The sequence below is a fragment of the Aeromicrobium sp. genome, from assembly GCF_036676885.1.
In the GTDB taxonomy this organism is placed as follows: domain Bacteria; phylum Actinomycetota; class Actinomycetes; order Propionibacteriales; family Nocardioidaceae; genus Aeromicrobium.
Genome location: NZ_JAKFCB010000343.1, coordinates 1 through 20,728 on the forward strand (window position 1 = coordinate 1; position 20,728 = coordinate 20,728).

19 protein-coding genes and 1 tRNA gene are annotated in these 20,728 nt (G+C 69.4%); 11 read left to right on the top strand and 9 right to left on the bottom strand.

Annotation, left to right across the window (positions count from 1 at the left end; translation table 11 throughout):
• The 5 genes from V6M46_RS16015 to V6M46_RS16035 all read left to right on the top strand — a co-directional run.
• Nucleotides 1-1,885: glutamine amidotransferase-related protein (locus V6M46_RS16015; RefSeq protein ID WP_332666874.1), on the top strand; the 1,885-nt coding region annotated here is incomplete at its 5' end.
• Between the two features lie 73 nt (nt 1,886-1,958).
• Entirely contained in the window at nt 1,959-2,573 is a 615-nt protein-coding gene (gene recR / locus V6M46_RS16020; RefSeq protein WP_332666876.1) for a recombination mediator RecR, read from the top strand.
• A gap of 116 nt (nt 2,574-2,689) precedes the next feature.
• Entirely contained in the window at nt 2,690-3,970 is a 1,281-nt protein-coding gene (locus V6M46_RS16025) for an aspartate kinase (RefSeq protein WP_332666877.1), read from the top strand.
• A complete protein-coding gene (locus tag V6M46_RS16030; RefSeq protein ID WP_332666879.1) occupies nt 3,967-4,989 on the top strand; it encodes an aspartate-semialdehyde dehydrogenase in 1,023 nt (340 codons plus the stop codon). Before V6M46_RS16025 ends, V6M46_RS16030 begins: the two co-directional genes overlap by 4 nt.
• Before the next feature lie 139 nt (nt 4,990-5,128).
• Nucleotides 5,129-7,108 carry a hypothetical protein gene (locus V6M46_RS16035; RefSeq protein WP_332666881.1) on the top strand — a complete coding sequence of 660 codons (1,980 nt, stop codon included), beginning with the start codon at nt 5,129-5,131 and terminating at the stop codon, nt 7,106-7,108.
• On the opposite strand, the gene V6M46_RS16040 is transcribed toward V6M46_RS16035, so the two are convergent.
• The 5 genes from V6M46_RS16040 to V6M46_RS16060 all read right to left on the bottom strand — a co-directional run bounded on the left by V6M46_RS16040 (nt 7,095) and on the right by V6M46_RS16060 (nt 12,213).
• Nucleotides 7,095-8,153: a hypothetical protein gene (locus tag V6M46_RS16040; protein ID WP_332666883.1), complete on the bottom strand. Its 1,059-nt coding sequence runs from the start codon at nt 8,151-8,153 to the stop codon at nt 7,095-7,097. The genes V6M46_RS16035 and V6M46_RS16040 overlap by 14 nt on opposite strands.
• A gap of 40 nt (nt 8,154-8,193) precedes the next feature.
• The gene (locus V6M46_RS16045) at nt 8,194-10,134 is read right to left on the bottom strand and encodes an acetoacetate--CoA ligase (RefSeq protein WP_332666885.1); all 1,941 of its coding nucleotides are present in this window, start codon (nt 10,132-10,134) and stop codon (nt 8,194-8,196) included.
• Complete coding sequence (locus V6M46_RS16050) at nt 10,131-10,865, bottom strand: hypothetical protein (RefSeq protein ID WP_332666888.1); 735 nt, start codon at nt 10,863-10,865, stop codon at nt 10,131-10,133. The genes V6M46_RS16045 and V6M46_RS16050 overlap by 4 nt, the downstream gene beginning before the upstream one ends.
• A 357-nt stretch (nt 10,866-11,222) precedes the next feature.
• A tRNA-Pro gene (locus V6M46_RS16055) sits at nt 11,223-11,299 on the bottom strand.
• 8 nt (nt 11,300-11,307) lie between these two features.
• Nucleotides 11,308-12,213: a metallophosphoesterase gene (locus V6M46_RS16060; protein WP_332666890.1), complete on the bottom strand. Its 906-nt coding sequence runs from the start codon at nt 12,211-12,213 to the stop codon at nt 11,308-11,310.
• 39 nt (nt 12,214-12,252) lie between these two features.
• On the opposite strand from V6M46_RS16060, the gene V6M46_RS16065 reads away from it, so the two are divergent.
• Nucleotides 12,253-12,714 carry a GatB/YqeY domain-containing protein gene (locus V6M46_RS16065; protein WP_332666892.1) on the top strand — a complete coding sequence of 154 codons (462 nt, stop codon included), beginning with the start codon at nt 12,253-12,255 and terminating at the stop codon, nt 12,712-12,714.
• Between the two features lie 11 nt (nt 12,715-12,725).
• Here the strand turns inward: V6M46_RS16065 and V6M46_RS16070 are convergent, their stop codons facing one another.
• Nucleotides 12,726-14,918, bottom strand: a complete 2,193-nt coding sequence (locus tag V6M46_RS16070) for a transglycosylase domain-containing protein (RefSeq protein ID WP_332666894.1) — start codon at nt 14,916-14,918, stop codon at nt 12,726-12,728.
• A 177-nt stretch (nt 14,919-15,095) separates the two neighbouring features.
• Here V6M46_RS16070 and V6M46_RS16075 point away from each other — a divergent pair, with 177 nt between their 5' ends.
• The gene (locus tag V6M46_RS16075; protein ID WP_442880539.1) at nt 15,096-15,353 is read left to right on the top strand and encodes a WhiB family transcriptional regulator; all 258 of its coding nucleotides are present in this window, start codon (nt 15,096-15,098) and stop codon (nt 15,351-15,353) included.
• On the opposite strand, the gene V6M46_RS16080 is transcribed toward V6M46_RS16075, so the two are convergent.
• Together V6M46_RS16080 and V6M46_RS16085 are read right to left on the bottom strand one after the other, a co-directional pair.
• Nucleotides 15,350-16,594, bottom strand: coding sequence for an ArsA family ATPase (locus V6M46_RS16080; RefSeq protein ID WP_332666896.1), 1,245 nt, complete (start codon nt 16,592-16,594; stop codon nt 15,350-15,352). The two genes, V6M46_RS16075 and V6M46_RS16080, sit on opposite strands and share 4 nt — an antisense overlap.
• Nucleotides 16,591-17,550, bottom strand: coding sequence for an ArsA-related P-loop ATPase (locus V6M46_RS16085; RefSeq protein ID WP_332666898.1), 960 nt, complete (start codon nt 17,548-17,550; stop codon nt 16,591-16,593). The genes V6M46_RS16080 and V6M46_RS16085 overlap by 4 nt, the downstream gene beginning before the upstream one ends.
• A gap of 101 nt (nt 17,551-17,651) precedes the next feature.
• Here V6M46_RS16085 and V6M46_RS16090 point away from each other — a divergent pair, with 101 nt between their 5' ends.
• The 4 genes from V6M46_RS16090 to V6M46_RS16105 all read left to right on the top strand — a co-directional run bounded on the left by V6M46_RS16090 (nt 17,652) and on the right by V6M46_RS16105 (nt 19,945).
• Nucleotides 17,652-17,807: a DUF4177 domain-containing protein gene (locus V6M46_RS16090; protein WP_118397113.1), complete on the top strand. Its 156-nt coding sequence runs from the start codon at nt 17,652-17,654 to the stop codon at nt 17,805-17,807.
• A 79-nt stretch (nt 17,808-17,886) separates the two neighbouring features.
• Nucleotides 17,887-18,345: a RidA family protein gene (locus V6M46_RS16095; protein ID WP_332666922.1), complete on the top strand. Its 459-nt coding sequence runs from the start codon at nt 17,887-17,889 to the stop codon at nt 18,343-18,345.
• Between the two features lie 5 nt (nt 18,346-18,350).
• Nucleotides 18,351-19,169 carry an NUDIX hydrolase gene (locus V6M46_RS16100; RefSeq protein ID WP_332666925.1) on the top strand — a complete coding sequence of 273 codons (819 nt, stop codon included), beginning with the start codon at nt 18,351-18,353 and terminating at the stop codon, nt 19,167-19,169.
• Entirely contained in the window at nt 19,166-19,945 is a 780-nt protein-coding gene (locus V6M46_RS16105) for an MBL fold metallo-hydrolase (RefSeq protein ID WP_332666927.1), read from the top strand. The genes V6M46_RS16100 and V6M46_RS16105 overlap by 4 nt, the downstream gene beginning before the upstream one ends.
• A gap of 6 nt (nt 19,946-19,951) precedes the next feature.
• On the opposite strand, the gene V6M46_RS16110 is transcribed toward V6M46_RS16105, so the two are convergent.
• Complete coding sequence (locus V6M46_RS16110) at nt 19,952-20,629, bottom strand: Crp/Fnr family transcriptional regulator (protein ID WP_332666929.1); 678 nt, start codon at nt 20,627-20,629, stop codon at nt 19,952-19,954.
• Between the last annotated feature and the right edge of the window lie 99 nt (nt 20,630-20,728).

Below are 20,728 nucleotides of genomic sequence, written 5' to 3' on the forward strand. Positions count from 1 at the left end.
CAGCGTGCCCGGCTCGGTGCGCGTACCCGCCATCACCCGCGCGGAGCGGCATGCCGTCTGGCACCTGGTGTCGGACGTCGTCGGCCACCTGGGCCATGGCGTTCGCGACTCGGAGCTGCTGCGGGCGACGTTCCCGCCGGGCTCGGTCACGGGCGCGCCCAAGGTGCGCGCGATGGAGATCATCAACGCGCTCGAGGCGACCGGCCGCGAGGCCTACACGGGTGCGATCGGCCACATCAGTCCCGCGGCGGGCCTCGAGCTCAATGTCGTGATCCGCACGTTCGAGTTCCCTTCGACGCGCTCAGGACAAGAGCCAAGAAGGGTCTGGCTCGGGGTCGGTGGCGGCATCGTCGCGGACTCCACGCCCGAGGGCGAGTACGCCGAGTGCCTCGTCAAGGCGCGGCCGCTGATCGAGGCGATCGGCGGCGCGCTCGAGCTGACTGCCGAGGCCGCGCAGGCCGCGGAGTCACGGATCCCGGACGCACCGCATCACGTCGCCACCGTCGACGAGGCCGCCGGCATCTACGACACCCTGCTCGTCGAGGACGGCGTCGTGATCGACCTCGATGCCCACCTCGCACGGCTCGACGCGAGCGTCCGGGCGGTCTACGGCACGACGATCCGCGCCGGGCTCGACGACGCGGTGATCCGGCGGGCCGCCGGACTCCCCGGGCGTCAGCGCCTGAGGATCGACGCCATACCGACCGGATCCGATGTCCGGGTCACGATGTTCAGCCTCCCGCTCGACCCCACCGCCGAGGCCTGGACGCTGACGCCACGCACGATCGCCGGGGGATTCGGAGCGCACAAGTGGGGCGATCGCAGGGCCCTCGTGACCGACGGGGGACCCGACCACGACCTGCTGCTGTGCGCCGAGGACGGCGCGATCCTCGAGACGGCCCGGGCCAACATCTTCGTGGTCCATGACGACGGGGTTCACACACCCCCGACGGACGGCCGCATCCTGCCGGGAACGGCGCGCGCACGTGTCATCGAGATCCTCCGCGACGGTGGGGTTCCGGTGTTCCAGCGGCGCCTGACGATGGGTGACGTCGCGTCGGCCACGGAGGTCTTCGTCTGCAACTCGCTGCGCGGTGTCGTGCCGGTCGTCGCGTGCGACGGCGTCGGCCGCTGGCCGGTCGGGGGCACGACGGCGTGGGTCCGCGACGAGCTCTGGCGGTTCTGGCGCGGTTCACCCAGTGGCGGCGGTGACCTGGCGTCCAGTTCGAGGCTGCGAGTGGACGCCACGTCACCGCCCCCTGGACAGGGTCAGGCCAAGGTCCTGTTCATCGACAACTACGACTCGTTCGTCTACAACCTCGTCCAGTACGTCGGCGAGCTCGGCGCACAGGCCGAGGTCGTGCGCAACGACGCCGTGACGGTCGACGAGCTCGTCGCGGCGCGCGAACGCGGCGAGTTCACGCACCTCATCGTCTCGCCCGGGCCCGGCACGCCGTCCGACGCCGGCATCAGCATCGAGGCGATCCGCCGTCTCGGGCCCACGACGCCGACGCTCGGCGTGTGTCTCGGCCACCAAGCGATCGGCGAGGTCTACGGCGCGACGGTCGTGCGCGCGCCCGAGATCGTGCACGGCAAGCCGTCGCTGGTGCACCACGACGGCCTCGGCGTGTTCGCCGGGCTGGGCACGCCGCTGGTCTGCGCCCGCTACCACTCGCTCGTGATCGACCCCGCCACCCTGCCCGACGAGCTCGAGGCGACGGCGCACACCGCATCCGGCATCGTCATGGGCGTCCGCCACCGCACGCACCCGGTCGAGGGCGTGCAGATGCACCCCGAATCCATCCTCACGGCGCGCGGTCACGAGATGCTCCAGTCCTTCCTCAGTTCCATCCCTGCGGACGCGACCCACGCCTCCGCGCGGTAGCACTTGCACCACCGCGTGGGCCAAGCGCGGCGCAAGCTCTGAGTCATGTGACGACGACTAGAGTGGTAGTCCTATGTATGACGGCGTGATTCAAGATCTGATCGATGAGCTCGGGCAACTCCCCGGCATCGGTCCCAAGAGCGCGCAACGGATCGCCTTCCACCTGCTCGACGCCGATCCCGACGACGTACGCCGGTTCGCCGCGACACTCGTCGAGGTCAAGGCCAAGGTCCACTTCTGCTCGATCTGCGGCAACGTCACGGTCGACACCGAATGCCGCGTCTGCGCCGATCCGCGCCGCGACCTCAGCGTCATCTGCGTCGTCGAGGAGTCCAAGGACGTCGTCGCGATCGAACGCACGCGGGAGTTCCGCGGCCGCTATCACGTGCTCGGCGGTGCCATCTCGCCGATCGCCGGCATCGGCCCCGACCAGCTGCGCATCAAGGAGCTCCTCCAGCGGCTGCAGGACGGCGTCGTCACCGAGGTCATCATCGCGACCGACCCCAACCTCGAGGGCGAGGCGACCGCGACCTACCTCATCCGCATGCTGACGCCGCTCGGCCTGCGGGTCAGCAAGCTGGCGAGCGGCCTGCCCGTCGGTGGCGACCTCGAGTACGCCGACGAGCTGACCCTCGGCCGCGCTTTCGAGGGCCGAACGACGATCGGCAACGCCGCGATCGGCACGTGACCGCTTCTCACTGTCCATCGGCAGGATCGCGACGGCAGGCGCGTCCAGCCAACCGGTAGACTTTGTCGCGCGCAGCGTCGCGCAATCCGTACGTTTCCCAGCTCCAAGGAACAATCGTGGGCATTGTCGTCCAGAAGTACGGCGGCTCCTCGGTTGCCGACGCAACCAGCATCAAGAGGGTCGCCCAGCGCATCGTCGCAACCAAGAAGGCCGGTCACGACGTCGTTGTCGTCGTCTCCGCGATGGGCGACACGACCGATGACCTCCTCGACCTCGCGCAGCAGGTCGCGCCGCTTCCCCCGGGCCGCGAGCTCGACATGCTGCTGACCGCCGGCGAGCGCATCAGCATGGCGGTCCTCGCGATGGCGATCGGCACGCTCGGCCAGGAGGCCCGGTCGTTCACCGGCTCGCAGGCCGGCGTCATCACCGACTCCGAGCACGGCAAGGCCAAGATCATCGACGTCACGCCGGGCCGCATCGAGGCCGCGCTCGCCGAGGGTGCGGTCGCGATCGTCGCCGGGTTCCAGGGCGTCTCGCAGACGACCAAGGACATCACGACGCTGGGCCGCGGCGGCTCCGACACCACTGCCGTCGCGCTGGCCGCGGCGCTCGACGCCGAGGTCTGCGAGATCTACACCGACGTCGACGGCATCTTCACCGCCGACCCGCGGATCGTGGCCAACGCCCGCCAGATCCCGCGCATCTCCTACGAGGAGATGCTCGAGATGGCGGCCAACGGCGCCAAGATCCTGCACCTGCGGTGCGTCGAGTACGCCCGCCGCAACGACATGCCGATTCACGTACGTTCGTCGTTCTCCGACAAGACGGGCACCTGGGTCGTCAAGACCGAGGACGTCATCCCAGAGGGGCACTCCATGGAACAAGCCATTATTTCCGGCGTCGCGCACGACCGCAGCGAGGCCAAGATCACCGTCGTCGGCGTGCCCGACAAGGTCGGCGAGGCCGCCACGATCCTCCAGGCGCTGGCCGACGCCCAGATCAACATCGACATGATCGTGCAGAACGTCTCCGCCGCCACGACGTCGCTGACCGACATCTCGTTCACGCTGCCGCGCGCCGACGGCCAGACCGCCATGACCGCCCTCGCGCGGCTCAAGGACGAGGTCGGCTTCGAGCGCCTCCAGTACGACGACAGTGTCGGCAAGGTGTCGATCGTCGGCGCCGGCATGCGGTCCTCACCGGGCATCACGGCGCGCTTCTTCCGCGCCCTCGCCGACGCCGGGGTCAACATCGAGATGATCTCGACCTCGGAGATCCGCATCTCCGTCGTCGTGACCGAGAACCAGATCGACGCGGCCGTCAACGCCGCACACGCCGCCTTCGACCTCGGCACCGACGAGGTCGAGGCCGTGGTCTACGGAGGTACCGGACGATGACCTCCATCGGAATCGTCGGCGCGACCGGGCAGGTCGGCGTCGCCATGCGCAGCATCCTCGAGGAGCGCAACTTCCCGGCTGACGAGGTGCGGTTCTTCGCATCGTCGCGCTCGGCCGGCAAGACGCTGCCCTGGAAGGGCCGCGAGATCGTCATCGAGGACGCCGAGACCGCGGATCCGTCCGGGCTCGACATCGCCCTGTTCTCCGCCGGTGCCACGACCTCCAGGGCGCAGGCTCCGCGGTTCGCCGCGGCCGGCGCGATGGTCATCGACAACTCCTCGGCGTTCCGCAAGGACCCCGAGATCCCGCTGATCGTCAGCGAGGTCAACCCCGAGGACATCGCCAAGGCGACCCAGAACATCATCGCCAACCCCAACTGCACCACGATGGCCGCGATGCCGGTCCTCAAGCCGCTGCACGACGAGGCCCAGCTCGTACGCCTCGTGGTCAGCAGCTATCAGGCCGTCTCCGGCTCCGGCATCGCCGGCGTCCAGGAGCTGCACGGCCAGGCGCTCGCGGTGGTCGACAAGGCCAACGAGCTGGCGTACGACGGCAGTGCCGTCACGTTCCCGGCACCGGTCAAGTACGTCGCGCCGATCGCGTTCAACGTCCTGCCGATGGCCGGCTCGATCGTCGACGACGGATCGTTCGAGACCGACGAGGAGCAGAAGCTCCGCAACGAGAGCCGCAAGATCCTGCACATCCCCGACCTCAAGGTCGCGGGCACCTGCGTACGCGTTCCGGTGTTCACGGGTCACTCGCTGTCGATCCACGCGGAGTTCGCCCGGTCGATCACGCCGGCCCGGGCGACCGAGCTGCTGTCGTCCGCTCCGGGCGTCAAGCTCGTCGACGTGCCGACGCCGCTGCAGGCGGCGGGCATCGATCCGAGCCTCGTCGGCCGCATCCGTCAGGACCAGAGCGTCGACGACGAGCGCGGCCTCGTGCTGTTCGTCAGCGGCGACAACCTCCGCAAGGGCGCCGCGCTCAACACGATCCAGATCGCCGAGCTGCTCGTCTAGCCGGGTTGCGTCATGAGAATCGTGGCCCAGAAGCCTCAGTTCCTATGACGCAACGCGGCCTCGGCACGTAGATTCGTTGGTGCATCTGCGGGAGTGACACCGCGTCCTCGGGATCGTCAGCTGCGGTCGGGACTGCCTGGTGAACCGCAGAGTCGTACGCCTGCTGGCGTTCCTCGGCGTCCTCGCCTGCGGATTCGCCCTGGCGCCGGCCGCCTGGGCGGTGCCGCCACCAGCGCCGGTCATCACCTCGCCATCGACGTTCGAGACGTCCGACCCGATCCAGTTCAGCGGCACGGGTGAGTTGGGTGGGACCGTCGCGATCGAAGGTTCCTTTGGATGCAGCGCGCCGGTGCTGCCGGACCTGACCTGGTCCTGCAACGCAGCACCCCAGGCGATCGGTGTCTACAACGTCGTTGTCTCGCAATACAACGCCGGTTTCGAGTATTCGCCGGGGGTCTTCCTCGAGATCACCGTCGTCGCGGACACGCCCGACCCGCCTCCGCCGCCACCCGACCCCGACCCGGAACCGGAGCCGGACCCCACACCCACGCCGACGTCGGAACCGGAGCCGGCGCAGGAGGACGCGCCGGTCGTAGCGGCGCCGGTCGTGGTGAACCCGACACCCACACCGGAGCCCAGTCCGACCCCGACCCCGGAACCAGTGCCCACGCCCACTGCAGAGCCGGCACCCGTTCCGGCGCCGGTCGTGGCACCGACCCCCGTTGCCGCCTCGGGCCTCCCGGGTGCCTGGGACCCGACCGATCATCCGCGCGAGGTGCTCACGATCGGCGTGGCAGCGTTCGCACTGCTCAGCATGGTCGGCCCCACCGGGCTCGCGGTGAGCAGCGCCCTCGGCCGGGGGGCGGCAGGAGCGGCGGTCGCGGCCGGCGCCGCCGCAGCCGCGGCATCGGGCGGTGGCAAGGCCGGGAGCGTCAAGGCCGCCAAGGTCAAGATGAGCAAGTTCTCCGGCGCCGGAGGCGGTCGCGGCGACACGTCGAGGACGTGGCAGCTACCGGGCTGGGAACGGCTGGACGCCTGGAGCCTCGCCGTGCCGCTGTGGCTCTCGACCCGATCGCCGCTGACGGCGCGCGTGCTGGCCGACGGGTCGTACCTGCGCGCCATCTTCAGCACCGGGTGGGGAGCCCTGGTCCTCACGGGCGGGGCACTCGGCCTGGTCGCGGCGCACCAGACGAACGGCCTGCCGATCGCCCCGTCCGTCGCGCTCACGGCGACGCTGCTGGTCATCGCGATCTTCGACGCGACGGCGGGCGTCGCCGGAGTCGTCGGCTTCCTCGCCGGCATGCTGATCTGGCGATCCGACCAGCTCGGCACGGCCACGACGATCCGCTCGTTCCTCGGCCTCGCCGCGCTCTGGTTCGCGATCCCGCTGATCGCGGCGGCGACCAGACCGTTCAGGCGTACGACAGTTGCGGGCTCCCGGTATGCCTGGGACCGGCTGGCTGACACCGTCATCGGCACGCTGACTGCCGGGTGGGCCGTCCAGAAGACCGTCGGCGGCATGCCCGGCCTGTCCGGCCTCGACCTGCCGATCGCGGACCACGCCGATCGGCTCGCGCTGACCGCGATGGCAGCGGTCGTGGCCCGGGTGCTGGTCGAGGAGCTGGCCGCCTGGCGTTATCCGCTACGGCTGTCGGCGGTGGAGTCCGCCAAGCTGCCGTTTGCCGGGCCGAGGCAGCGGATCCTCGCGACCGGTCTGCGTACGGTGCTGTTCGTCTTCTTGTCGGTCGCCTTCATCGGCAACTGCTGGCAGCTGTGGGTCGGCGCGGTGCTGTTCGTGCTGCCTCAGCTGCTCTCGATCTACGAGCGCAGCTTCCCCAACTCGGCACGCCTGCAGGGCGTGCTCCCTCGCGGGATCCTCAAGGTGCTGGTGATGCTGGTGATCGGCAGCATCTTCGCCAAGCTCGTCTACTCGATCCTGGACGATCCGGACAGCATGCTGCGCAACGGGTTCCTGCTCATGACGATCCCCGGGCTCGTGCTGTCAGCGCTCGGCCTGTTCGGCCACGACGGTCCGGACCCGACGTGGTCCTGGCCGCGCCAGGCCCTCGGCATCGTGATCCTCGGCGCGGTCCTGGGCCTGGTCCTCACCGGCTTCTGAGCCAGGCGACCTGGCTCTGGCCGGCGGGCACGAGGTCCACGCTCCTGGCGCCTCCGCCGATCAGGGTTCCGCCAGGCAGATGAAGTGCGGAATCGCGCGCCACCACGATGCACGTGGTCGGGTAGAAGCCACCTCGAGCGGCCCATCCACCGCCGCCGATCAGGGCGACCGCGGTCAGGTCGTCGTCGTAGCCCGCCCCCAGGAACGACGGCAACGCATCGATGCAGGGCCGGTTGAGAGTCTTCGCCTCCTCCTTCGAAGGCTGGTCGAGTCCGATCGACTGCACGAACTTGGTCCCCAGCACAGGGCGCGCGTCGAAGCCGAAGAGCATCTCGCCCTGATGCGGCGTGTCACAGGGGAGCGGCTCGGCCCTCCCATTGGCTTCGAGCCTCGCGCACTGGCGGTGCCTGAGGGGGAAGTCCTTCGTGAGGAAGGACTGCACCACCGGGTTGCGGGACCGTGACCGTATGGGCTTGGGGTCGGGCAGGTCTTCGGCAGCGCTGATGCCCTTGCTGTAGCGGATCAGGCACAGGAACTTCGTGTTGCCCTCCGCCCAGTTGCCGGCATCGAGCAGGTTGAGCCACGTCTGGGCGTCGCGAAGCACCACGCCGACAGTCGCCTCCTCGATGGACTTGCCGTTGAGCTCGAGCTTCGAGAGCCCAGCCGCCTTCGTGTGCGACGGCCCGCACTGCCTCCCTGCGTACTCCCGAAACTTCCGCCGAGCCTCGTCGTCGTTGTCGAGGGTCGCGAGCTTGTCGCGCTCCGCGACCAGCTCCTCGGGTGTCGTGCCCTTCACGAGCCGTTTTGGCATGTCGAGGACGGCGCTCATCTCGTAGACGTGCGGCTCCGTGCAGTCGACCCGTGTGTCGAGGTCCGGGGCGAAGTCGTCGAGGTCGGGCACCTCCTTCGCCAGGCACTGGCCCGCCTCGGGGACCGGTTTCGCGGCAGGGATGGTCGCGGTCGGCTTCGGGCTGGGACTCGAGCCGTCGCATCCCGCGACGATCAGGCCCACGATGATCAGCGCAACGCCTCGACCCCGCAACATGCACGAACCCTAGCCCCCGACAGGCCGCCGCATGGTCGGATCAGAGTGTCTCGCGGATGTCGACGAAGACGTCGAGCGAGTCGGGGTTTGTCAGTGCCCCCTTCGCGGCGGCGTCCTCGATCGACGCACCCTGCAGGATCTTCTTGACCGGCACCTCGAGCTTCTTGCCCGACAACGTGCGGGGGAGGACGGCAACCTGGTGGATCGTGTCGGGCACGTGCCGGGGCGACAGCTGCGTACGAAGTGCGACCGCGATGCGCTTGTGGAGTGCGTCGTCGAGGTCGAGACCTTCGGCCAGCACGACGAACAGCAGCAGCTGGCCCGCGCCACCCTCGTCGTCCTCGAGGTGCACGACGAGGCTGTCGACGACCTCGGGCATCGCCTCGACGACGGAGTAGAACTCGGCCGTCCCGAGGCGCACGCCTCCGCGGTTGAGCGTCGCGTCGCTGCGGCCCGTGATGGTGCAGGTGCCCCGATCGGTGATCGTGATCCAGTCTCCGTGGCGCCACACGCCCGGGATGTCCTCGAAGTACGCCGCGCGGTAGCGCGAGCCGTCGCTGTCTCCCCAGAACCCGATCGGCATCGACGGCAGCGGCTGCGTGATGACGAGCTCGCCGAGCGAGCCGATCACGGGCCGGCGGTCGTCGTCGTACGCCTCGACGGCGCAGCCGAGCATGCGGCACGAGATCTCACCGGCGTACACCGGCACGGTCGGCGCTGCTCCGACGAAAGCCGAGCAGACGTCTGTGCCGCCGGAGATCGAGGCCAGCTGGACCGTGGGACTGACCGCGTCGTAGACCCAGCGGAATCCCTCGGCGGGCAGCGGCGCACCGGTGGACCCGAGGCCACGCAGGCGCGACAGGTCGGCGACCTCACGCGGGACGAGACCCTGCTTGCGGCACTGCAGCAGGTAGGGCGCGCTGGTCCCGAAGTACGTCACCTCGAGCCGCTCGGCGAGCTGCCAGAGCATCGCAAGGTCCGGGTGCGCCGGGTTGCCGTCGAACGTCACGATCGTGGACCCGACCGCGAGGCCCGAGATGAGCAGGTTCCACATCATCCAACCGGTCGTCGAGAACCAGAAGAACCGGTCGTCAGGACCCAGGTCGTGGTGCAGGGCGAGGGCCTTGAGGTGCTCGATCGTGATGCCGCCGTGCCCGTGCACGATCGGCTTGGGCAGGCCCGTGGTGCCCGACGAGAACAGCACGTAGAGCGGCGCGGCGAACGGCAGGCGTACGAACTCCAGCGGGCCGGCCTCGGCGGTCAGCTCCGCCCACGTGACTGCGCCGTCAGGGGCGGGTGCCGCAGGGTCGAGGTAGGGAAGCCACACGACGGTGCGCACGCTCGGCAGGCTCCGGGTGATCGCCTCGACCTCGGAGCGGCGCTCGACGCCCTTCGTGCCGTACTGATAGCCGTCGACCGCCAGCACCACGGTCGGCTCGATCTGCTGCCAGCGGTCGACGACGCTCTGCGTGCCGAACTCAGGGGCGCATGACGAGAACACCGCGCCGAGGCTCGCCGCGGCGAGCAGCAGCACGAGCGTCTCGGGGATGTTGGGCGCGTAGGCCGCGACCCGGTCGCCCGGCCGGACCCCCGCCCGGACCAGTCCCGCTCGGGCGCGCGCCACCTGGTCACGCAGCTCGCGAGCGGTCAGGCGTACGTCATCACGGCTCTGCGAGGCGCCGACCACGACGATGTCGTCGTCGGCACGGCCGGGCATCCGCAGCATGACCTCGGCGTAGTTGAGGCGTACGTCCGGGAACCACACCGCGCCGGGCATCGACGCGTCGGCGAGCGCCGTGGTCGGGTCGCCGTCGGACGGGACGTCGAACTCCCGCCAGAGGGCGCTCCAGAACTCGTCGGGCTGCTCGATCGACCACGTCCACAGCTCGTCGTAGTCGGCGAACGTACGATCCAGTCCCTGCATGAACCGCTCGAGCCGCGAGCCACCATCGAGCGGGGGACTCCAGAGGATGTCGGTCACTCCGGCAGTGTAGGACTGCTCTCGGCGAGTGTGATGAGCCAATGCGCGACGAAGTAGGCCACGGCACCGAGCGCCGGCACCAGCACGAGCGCGCGTTGGTCGTCGGCCATCTCGAGGAACACCCCGAGGAGCGCGACGATCGTCAGGACGACGGCGAGGAAGCTGATGAGTCCCGGTCGCGCCGTGCCGAATGCCGTGAGGAGCAGGTCGCCGATGACGATCGCGATGAACGTGACGACGACGAACGTCAGCGTTCCCCACCGACCGCCGCCGGAGGCGACGCCTCGTACGTCGTTGAAGATCTCGAGCGCGATCAGGCCGAGGCCGACCGACACGAGCCCCACGACCAGGCCCGTGATGACCGCGGCCAGGCGCGGGTCGATGTGGGGGACCCGCCAGGCGATCATTGCGTGGAACCGGTCGGTGACGAAGTCGCCGGTCGCCCGCGCTGCCGAACCCGCTGCCCCTGCCACGCCCGAGGCGACGCCGGCGCCGCGCGAGGTCAGCGCCTTGCCGGCGGCGCCGACCTTGACGCGCGGACGGGTGCTCGTCGACCCGGCCGGCTTCGCGCCGGGTCGGCTCGCGACCTTGGCCCGCGGCTTGGTGGACGTGGCAACCGGCCGGCCGTAGCGGACGGGCTTGGCGGCGGGTGATGACGAGGCGGGGGTCACGGTCCTCTTGACGACCCGCTTGACCACCTTCTTGCGCGGGGGGTTCTGCTCGTCAACCATGCGCCGAGTCTTTCACAGGGCGTGTGGCGTCGTCGCCGGTCGCACATTGCGATCAGGTTGAGATTTGCTCTCAGGTCGCGCCGCTGCCGAGTGCGGACTGTCGGAATCCCGCCTGGCCCGTTCGTCGTACGTGTGACGCCGCTTCAGCGGCGCGAACGGCGAAGCGAGAGGCAAACCGATGAGGGTGAAGGCAGTGGCGAAGTGGATCATGTCCCTGGCGGGCATACGTCGCACGCGGTCCAGGTCGCGATCCGAGTCAGACGATTCGCCCCGTGTCCCGGTGATGGCGTTCAGTCCAAGGTTCTGACGTCTTGAGATGAAGAATGACCGAACCCGGAGGTTCGGCCACTCTTCACATGGTCGGGCTGACAGGATTTGAACCTGCGGCCTCGTCGTCCCGAACGACGCGCGCTACCAAGCTGCGCCACAGCCCGAATGTCCCCTAGCTGAGGGACCCGGAAGAGTCTATCCCAGTGAGGGTGAGCATCGTCGCCTCGGGGCGGCAGGCAAAACGTACGGGCGTGTACGGCGACGTGCCGAGGCCCGCCGACACGTGCAACCAGGACGGATCGTGGCCGTCGACGCGGTGCGTGTGCAGACCGCGTGCCCTGCTGCGATCGAGGTCGCAGTTGGTCACGAGGGCACCGTAGAACGGCACGCGGAGCTGCCCCCCGTGCGTGTGACCGGCCATGATCAGCGGATAGCCCAGCGAGTTCCAGCGGTCGAGCACCCGCAGGTATGGCGCGTGGGCCACGCCGATCGCGAGGTCGGCCGAGGTGTCGGCGGGGACGTCGTCGAGCACGTCGTAGTTGAGGTGGGGGTCGTCGACCCCCACGAACGCGAGCCGGCGGCCGCCGGCCACGAACGAGGCGTGCCGATTGCTGAGGTCGACCCAGCCGCGCTGCTCGAAGGCGTGCCGCAGCTGGTCGAACGGCAGGTCCCGCTCGCGGTTCCAGTCGCCGCCGGTGCCGCCCTTGAAGTAGGTGACCGGGTTCTTGGCAATGGGGGAGAAGTAGTCGTTCGACCCGAAGACGAAGGCGCCGGGCAGGTCGAGGAGATCGCCGTATGCGCGCAGGACCGATGGCACGGCGTCGAGGTGGGCCAGGTTGTCGCCGGTGTTGACGACCAGGTCGGGCCGCAGGTCGGCCAGGCTGCGCAGCCACTCCTGCTTCTTGTGCTGGTTGGGCGTCATGTGCGTGTCGGACAGGTGCAGGACGCGCAGCGGCTCGGAGCCCGCCGCGAGCAGCGGCACCGTGACGTGGCGGAGTGTGAACGCCCGAACCTCGTAGACGGAGGCATACGCCAGTCCGGCCGCGGCAGCCGCGATCGGCCAGAGCAAGGGGCGCACGGCTCCAGCCTGTCATAGCGGTGGTGGGACACTGGACCCATGTCAGGACTCAAGGACCAGCTTCACGACGATCTCACCACCTCCATGAAGGCACGTGACGCCCTGCGCACGTCGACCCTGCGGATGGTGCTGACCGCCATCACCAACGCCGAGGTCGCCGGCAAGGAGGTCCGCGAGCTGAGCGACGAGGACGTCATCACGGTGCTCGGCTCCGAGGCCAAGAAGCGGCGTGAGGCTGCCGAGGCGTTCGCCGAGGGCAACCGCCCCGAGCTCGCCGAGAAGGAGCGTGCCGAAGCGGCGATCCTCGCCGAGTACCTTCCGGCTCAGCTGTCCGCCGAGGAGATCCAGGTCATCGTCTCGGCCGCGGTCGAGTCGACCGGCGCCGCGGGCGAGGGCATGAAGGCGATGGGCAAGGTCATGGGAGTGGTCTCCCCCCAGGTCAAGGGCAAGGCCGACGGCGGTGCGGTCGCCGCCGAGGTCAAGCGCCAGCTGGGCGCCTGACTCAGCCTGACTCAGCCTGGACCGTCGGTGCCGTTGCCTCTGCCGCGGTCGGTGTCGCCGTTGCCGGCGTCGTTCCCAGCGTTGTCGTCGTCGTTCGATGCCGGCTTCTTGGCGGCCGGTTTGCGGGCGGGCGGCGGGTCGAACTTGGTGCCGGGCAGGAACTCGTCCAGCGCCTGCATCGCCTTGGCCCACATCGGGCCGGCGAGCGAGCTGCCGCCGACCGCGGAGAAGCTGATCGGGGCGCCGTTGATCGTGACGCCGGCCAGTGACTTGGGCGCCCCGCTCTTCTTGACACCGGCGATCATCGCTGCGGTCGCGAGGTCGGGGGTGTAGCCGGCGTACCACACGGCCTTGTTGTCCTGGGTGGTTCCGGTCTTGGCGGCCGAGGGGACGCTGAGCCCGGTGCCGTTGGAGTAGCCGAAGCCGCCGGGCTCCTGGACGCCCCGCAGGATGTCGTTGATCTGCGCCGCCTGGTCCTTGGTCAGGACGCGCTCGCACTTGGGGCGGTACTTCGCGATGGTCTTGCCGTTGGAGTCGACGATCGAGTCGATCGGCCGCGGAGCGCAGTACAACCCGCCGGAGGCCGGGACGGCGTACGCCGCGGCCATCTCGAGCGGGCTGACGCTGGTGACGCCGAGGGTGAACGGGCCCACCTGGTCCCGGTCGGGCACCTTGATGCCCATCGCCTCAGCGGCCCGGACGGTGTTGCACAGGCCGGCCTTCTTCTCGAGCTGGGCGAAGTAGGTGTTCACCGATTTCTGGGTTCCGCTGTACATGTTCATCGTGCCGCTCGACGTCGAGTTCTTGACCGGCCACGCGGCGGTCCCTCCGCCGTTGCACGCGAAATAGGTGCCGGCCGGCACCGTCATCCGGGCCGGTGAGTTGAAGGTCTGCCCGACACTGATGCCCTGCTTGAGCGCCGCGGCGACCGTGAACATCTTGAAGGTCGAGCCGGCCGGGAAGCCGCCGGAGTCGCCGTAGCGGGTGGGGACGACGAAGTTGATGAAGGACTGGCCCTTCTTCCGGTCCCGACCCATCGGCCGCGACTGGGCGATCGAGCGCACCTTGCCGGTGCCGGGCTCGACCATCGCCATGGCGCCGATCGCGCCGCTGTCCGTGGCCTTGACGGTGTCCTTGACGGCCTTGTTGGCGGCCTTCTGCATGCGGACGCTGATGTTGGACTTGATCGTGAGGCCGCCGCGCTCGAGCGCCCGCTGGCGCTCCTCGACGGTCCCGCCCAGCGCCGACTGCTTCAGGAGGTAGCGACGGACGTAGTCGCAGGAGAACTCCGCGACGGTCGAGACGCAGCCGTTGGGGAACTTCGTGATCTTGAGCCCGAGCGGCGCCGCCTGGAAGCGCTTGGCGTCGGCCTCGGAGATCTTGCCGAGGCGCGCCATCACGGCGAGCACGGTGTTGCGTCGCGAGAGCGCCTTCTCGGGGTAGATGCCGGGGTCGTACTCGACGGGGTTCTTGACCAGACCCGCGAGCGTCGCCGCCTGGCGGGCGTTGAGCTTTGCCGGGCTGCGGGAGAAGTAGTGGTAGGAGGCAGCGCTGATGCCATAGGCACTGTCGCCGAAGTAGGCGAGGTTGAGGTAGCGCTCGAGGATCTCCTGCTTGGTGTGCGCCTCTTCGTACTCGATCGCAAGCTTGAGCTCGCGGATCTTGCGTGCCGTCGACTTCTTGATCGCAGCCATCCGCTGCTCCTTGGTCGTGGCCTGCGAGACGAGGGTCAGCTTGACGAGCTGCTGCGTGATCGAGGAGCCGCCCTGGGTCGCGCCCTCGGACGCGTTGTTGACGAGGGCGCGCAGGGTGCCCTTGAGGTCGAGCGCGCCGTGCTCGTAGAACCGGGCGTCCTCGATCGACAGGATCGCGTCCTGCATGACGGGTGCGATCTTCTCCAACGGGATGTCCTGGCGGTTCTCCTCGTAGAAGTACGCGATGAGCTCACCGTTGGAGGCCAGCAGGCGGGTCGTCTGGGCGCTGGGCTGGTCCGTGAGCTCGAGCGGCAGGTTGACGATGTCGTTGCTCAGGTTGTTGGCCGTCGACGCGAACAGCGCCGTGCCCGGGATGAAGATCGCCGCCACCAGGACGCCGGCAACGGCGGACAACAGCGCCATCGTGCCGACGATCGAGAGGGGTCCGTCGTGATCCTTTTCCCGCTGTGCGGTTTCACGCAGCGAGGCGCGGAGCTCATCCCATGACATGGGGTCAGGTTACGTGACGCCGCGAAGACAGGCCCAGTGGCGACAACGTGTCTAGCCCAACATGACTAGAGAAAGATGGTCACAATCGCTCTGACGCTTCCCCGGCGCGATTCCTACATTGAGATCAACAACCAACTTCGGTCCAACAAGGGGCCGGTCTCGGGGAGGTTTTGGATCATGTGGAACGAAAATTGGGCCGCTGAGGCCGCGTGTCGCGGAAAGTCTGATGCGCTGTTCGTCAAGGGCGCCGAGCAGAACCGCGCCAAGCAGGTCTGCGGGACCTGCCACGTACGGGCTGAGTGCCTGGCCGAAGCGCTGGACAACCGCATCGAGTGGGGCGTCTGGGGCGGTATGACCGAGCGTGAGCGTCGTGCACTGCTGCGTCGCCGGCCCAACGTCACGACCTGGCGCAGCATCCTCTCCGTCGCCGTCTAGCTCACTGGCTGGGACTGCCCGGCCAGCAGCTGACCGATCTCGCGCAACCCGTCGAGGTCGTGGACGTCTCCGGCGAGCGCCGCGACCGATGCGGTGGGTACGCCGGGGTGGGCGGCGCTGAAGCTTCGCTTCAACCGTGACTCGCGGGCGGCGACGCGCATGCGCTCGGCGTGGATCGCCAGCAGGTCGGCGGTCATCCGGTCGCTCTCGTCGCCCTGCGCGAGCTTGCGTCCCGCTGACTCGGCGTCGGCGCCCGACAGGCCGTCGGCGCCGTTCTGGTGCACGCGGTTGACGACCAGTCCGGCCAGCGGCATCTGCTCGCCGGCGAGCCGTTCGACGAAGTAGGACGCCTCGCGCATCGCGGCGGGTTCGGGTGCGGCGACGACGACGAATGCGGTCTCGCGCGCCTGCAGCAAGGCGTACGTGCCCTCGGCCCGCTGCCGGAATCCGCCGAAGAGCGTGTCGAACGCGGCGACGAATGTCTGCATGTCGGTGAGGACCTGCGCTCCGAGGACCTTGTTGAGGGCGCTCGTGACGATGCCGAACCCGGCGCTCAGGATCCGGGCCGGACCCTTGGTGGGCGCCAGCAGCAGCTTGATGAAGCGACCGTCCAGCATCGAGGCGAGCCGATCGGGCGCGTCGAGGAAGTCCAGCGCCGACCGCGATGGCGGGGTGTCGACCACGATGAGGTCCCAGGCCTTGGTGACCTTCTCTCCTGAGTCTTGGATGAATGAGGTCGCTTGACCATGCAATTGGCCTAGTTTCTCCATGGCCATGTATTCCTGCGTGCCCGCGAACGAGCTCGACAGCGCGACGTAGAACGGGTTGGCCAGGATCTGCTGCGCCTTCTCGGGCGTCGCGTGCGCCTCGACGACCTCGTCGAACGTGCGCTTCATGTCGAGCATCATGGCGTCGAGCGTGCCGCCGTCAAGACCGACGTCCTTGACCGGCCGCGGCGTGTTGTCGAGCTCGGTCAGCCCCATGGCCTGGGCGAGGCGCCGGGCCGGGTCGATCGTGAGCACGCAGACGTTGCGGCCCTGCTCGGCGGCGCGGAGCGCCAGGGCGGCTGCCGTCGTGGTCTTGCCGACCCCGCCCGATCCGCAGCAGACGATGATCTCGGTCGTCCGGTCCGCGAGCAGCTGGTCGATGTCGAGCGCCCCCGCCGGTGGGCCGCCGGGTGCTCCTCGCGGCGAGGTCCGGCCCCTGCGGGTTGACGGTGACGTACGCGCGCGGCCGGTCATGCCAGTCCTCGCAGCTCTTCGGCCAGGTCGAACAGGGCGCCGAGGTCGATGCCGTCGGTCAGCGCCGGGAGCTCGACGAGGGGGCGGCCGCAGTCCTCCAGGATCTCGCGCTGGCCGTCCTGCAGCCGTTGCCGCTCGAGGTGCGCCTTCCCACCCGCGATCAGCGCCGGTGCGGCGGCCTGCTCCAGGGAGGCCTTGGCGAGTGACTGCGCGACCGTGCTCGTGGTGATCCTGTCGTCCTCGAGCGCTTCGCGGGTGCCGGCCGACAGCAGTGGCGGGCGTACGAGGTTGAGGATCACCTGACCCACCGGGAGGCGCTCGGACTGCAGCTCGGTGATCGCGTCGATCGTCTCCTGCACCGGCATCTCCTCGAGCACCGTGACGAGGTGCACATGTGTCTCGCTCGACCGCATCATCTGCATGATCGAGTCGGCCTGGCGGCGGATCGGCCCGACCTTGGCGAGCCCGGCGACCTCGGCGTTGACGTTGAGGAATCGGGTGATCCGGCCGGTCGGCGGGGCGTCCATGATCACGGCGTCGTACGCGAACCCGTTGCCGTTGCGCCGCCGCGCCGCCTCGTAGACCTTGCCGGTGAGCAGCACGTCGCGTACGCCGGGGGCGATCGTCGTGGCGAAGTCGATGATGCCGAAGCGGTCGAGCGCCTTGCCGGCCCGGCCGAGTCGGTAGTACATCGCGAGGTACTCCAGCAGCGCCGACTCGGGGTCGATCGCGAGTGCGTACACCTCGCCGCCGCCGAGGCCGACCGCGATCTGACGCTCCTCGTAAGGGAGTGGCGGCACGTCGAACAGCTGGGCGATGCCCTGCCGGCCCTCGACCTCGCACAGCAGGACGCGCTTGCCGTCACCGGCCAGTGACATCGCGAGCGCCGCGGCGACCGTCGTCTTGCCGGTGCCGCCCTTGCCGGTGACGACATGGAGCTGGGTCGAGAGGGCCACGCGACGAGCCTACTTCTCCGGGCCCATCCCGCACCCGGGCCGGCAGCTTGGATCTCGCCACGCGAGCCGGTCCGGGCCTGAGCGACCTATACAGTCGTGACATGACGAAATGGGAGTACCTCACCGCCCCTGTCCTGGTGCACGCCACCAAGCAGATCCTCGACAACTTCGGCCAGGACGGCTGGGAGCTCGTGCAGATCGTTCCCGGCATGAACCCGGAGAACCTGGTTGCCTACTTCAAGCGGCCGGTCGCATGATCGAGCGTAGCGAGCGAGTCATGGAGACAGGGTTCATGCCGGCGTCTCCGTATCGTGGTTTTTTGAGGGAGGCGACGGCATGAGCGCCGTGGATGAGCGGCTCGCCGAGCTCGGGCTGACGGTTCCGCCGGTGCCTGCGCCGGTCGCGGTCTACGTCCCGGCGGTCCGCAGCGGGTCGTACGTCTACACGTCCGGCCAGCTCCCGCTCCGCGACGGGCAGCTCATCCTGACCGGGAAGGTCGGCGGCGAGGTCTCGGCCGAGGAGGCGTACGACTGCGCCCGCCAGTGCGCGCTCAACGCGATCGCCGCGGTGAAGTCGCAGGTCGAGCTCGACTCGGTCGTCCGCGTCGTCAAGGCGACGGTGTTCGTCGCGAGCACTCCGGACTTCACCGGGCAGCCGGGTGTCGCCAACGGCGCGAGCGAGCTGTTCGGCGCGGCGTTCGGTGATGCCGGCACGCACGCGCGCAGCGCAGTCGGCGTACCGGTCCTGCCGCTCGACGCCCCCGTCGAGCTCGAGCTCATCGTCGAGGTCGGCTGACCCTCATGCGCATCCCACTGCCGGAGCGGCTTCGGGAGCATGCGCACGGCTACAACGGGACCGTGGTCGAGCCGCGCCACGCCTCGACGATCATCGTGGTGCGCGACGGCGCCCACGGCATCGAGGCCTACCTCATGCGCCGGCAGACCAGCATGGCGTTCGCCGCCGGCATGTACGTCTTCCCCGGCGGCGGCATGCATCCCAGCGACATCACGCAGGACGTGCCGTGGGCGGGGCCGGCGCCGGCGGAGTGGGCGAAGCGCCTGGAGTGCGACGAGGCGATGGCGCGGGGACTCGTCGTCGCGGCCGTGCGCGAGACGTTCGAGGAGACCGGCGTGCTGCTCGCCGGCCCCGATGCGTCGACAGTGCTCTCCGACGCGAGCGGCGCCGACATGCAGGCTGCCCGGGCGACGCTCGAGGCCGGGGAGCTGACGTTCGCCGACTTCCTGCTCGGGCACGGCCTCGTGCTGCGGTCCGATCTGATCGGCGCATGGGCGCACTGGATCACGCCGACCTTCGAGCCGCGTCGCTACGACACCCGGTTCTTCGTCGCGGCGATGCCCGAGGGCCAGCGGGTCGGCGAGATGAGCCGCGAGGCCGACCACGCGAGCTGGGCACCGTTGAGCGAGGTCCTCACCCGCGTCGAGGCGGGAGACGCCGCGATGATGCCACCGACCGTGATCGCGTGCCGAGAGGTCGCCGAGCACACGGCCGAGACGATCCTCGCCGCAGCAGCCGTTCGCACGATCCGCACGATCGTGCCGCGCCTCGTCGAGATCGACGGCGAGCTGTTCCTCGAGACCGACCTGGGAGACCCCACATGACCGACGCCGTCACCGTGACCGACCGCGCGACGTACGTCCTGGCCGCCAACCCGGGCATCATGACGCTCGACGGCACCAACACCTGGATCCTGCGCGAGCCCGGCGCCTCGCAGTCCGTCGTCGTCGACCCCGGGCCGGCCGACGAGTCCCACCTCCGTGCCGTGCTGGCCGCTGCGGGCTCGGTGGGGCTGGTGCTGTTCACGCACCGGCACTTCGACCACACCGAGGCGCTCTCGCGGTTCGTCGAGCTGACCGGTGCCCCGACCCGCGGGGCGGACCTCGAGTTCACCCGCGACGCGGAGCCGCTGACCGACGGCGAGATGATCGTCGTCGACGGGCTCGAGATCGAGGTCATCGCGACTCCCGGGCACACGACCGACTCGACCTGCTTCCGGCTCGTCGCGGAGGGTTCTCTGCTCAGCGGCGACACGATCCTGGGCCGCGGCACGACCGTGATCGCACATCCCGATGGCGTGCTCGGGCCCTACCTCGACTCGCTGGCGCACATCCGTGAGCTGGTCGACGAAGGCCTCGTCGCGCGGATCCTGCCCGGACACGGCCCGGTGATCGACGATCCCCTCGCGGTCGTCGACTACTACCTCGACCACCGGGCCGAGCGGCTCGACCAGGTACGCGCAGCCGTCGATTCCGGCGCGACGACCGCTCGTGAGGTCGTCGAGCGGGTCTACCAGGACGTCGACGAGTCCCTCTGGGGCGCCGCCGAGCTCAGCGTCGCCGCCCAGCTCGACTACATCCAGGCGGCCGAAGGCCGCTGAGCGGTCCTAGCGGGCGCGGCGCTGGAGGCGTTCGAGGTCGAGGATGACGACGCTCCTCGGCTCCAGCCGGAGCCAGCCGCGCGATGCGAAGTCGGCGAGCGCCTTGTTGACGGTCTCGCGAGAGGCGCCGACGAGCTGCGCGAGCTCTTCCTGCGTGAGGTCGTGGTTGACGTGAACGCCGTCGTCGGCGCGACGACCGAAGCGCGAGGCCAGGTCGAGCAGGGCCTTGGCGACGCGGCCGGGGACATCGGAGAACACCAGGTCACCGACGACCTCGTTCGTGCGGCGGAGGCGTCCCGCGAGCTGGTTGAGGAGTGCGTGCGCGACATCGGGGTGCGCGTTGAGCACGGGGCTCAGCGCCTCGTGGCCGAGGCTCTTGAGCTCGACGTCGGTGACCGCCGTGGCGGTCGCGGAACGCGGGCCGGGGTCGAAGAACGACAGCTCGCCGAACATCTGTCCGGGACCGAGGATCGCGAGCAGGTTCTCGCGTCCGTCGGGGGAGGTGCGGCCGAGCTTGATCTTGCCCTCAGTGACGACATAGAGCTGGTTGCCGTCATCGCCCTCGTTGAAGAGGATGTCTCCGCGGCGCAGCGAGGCCGACGACATCGACGACTCGAGTGCGGCAGCTACTTCGTCGTCGAGGCCGGAAAACAGCGGAGCCTGGCGGAGAACGTCGTCGGTCACGGGTCTTCCCTATCACTCATGTTGCACTGGTCACAGTGTGTGCACCGATCGCAGTTTCCCACATCGGAAGGGCCGATGCCGAATACGCGCCGGTGAACG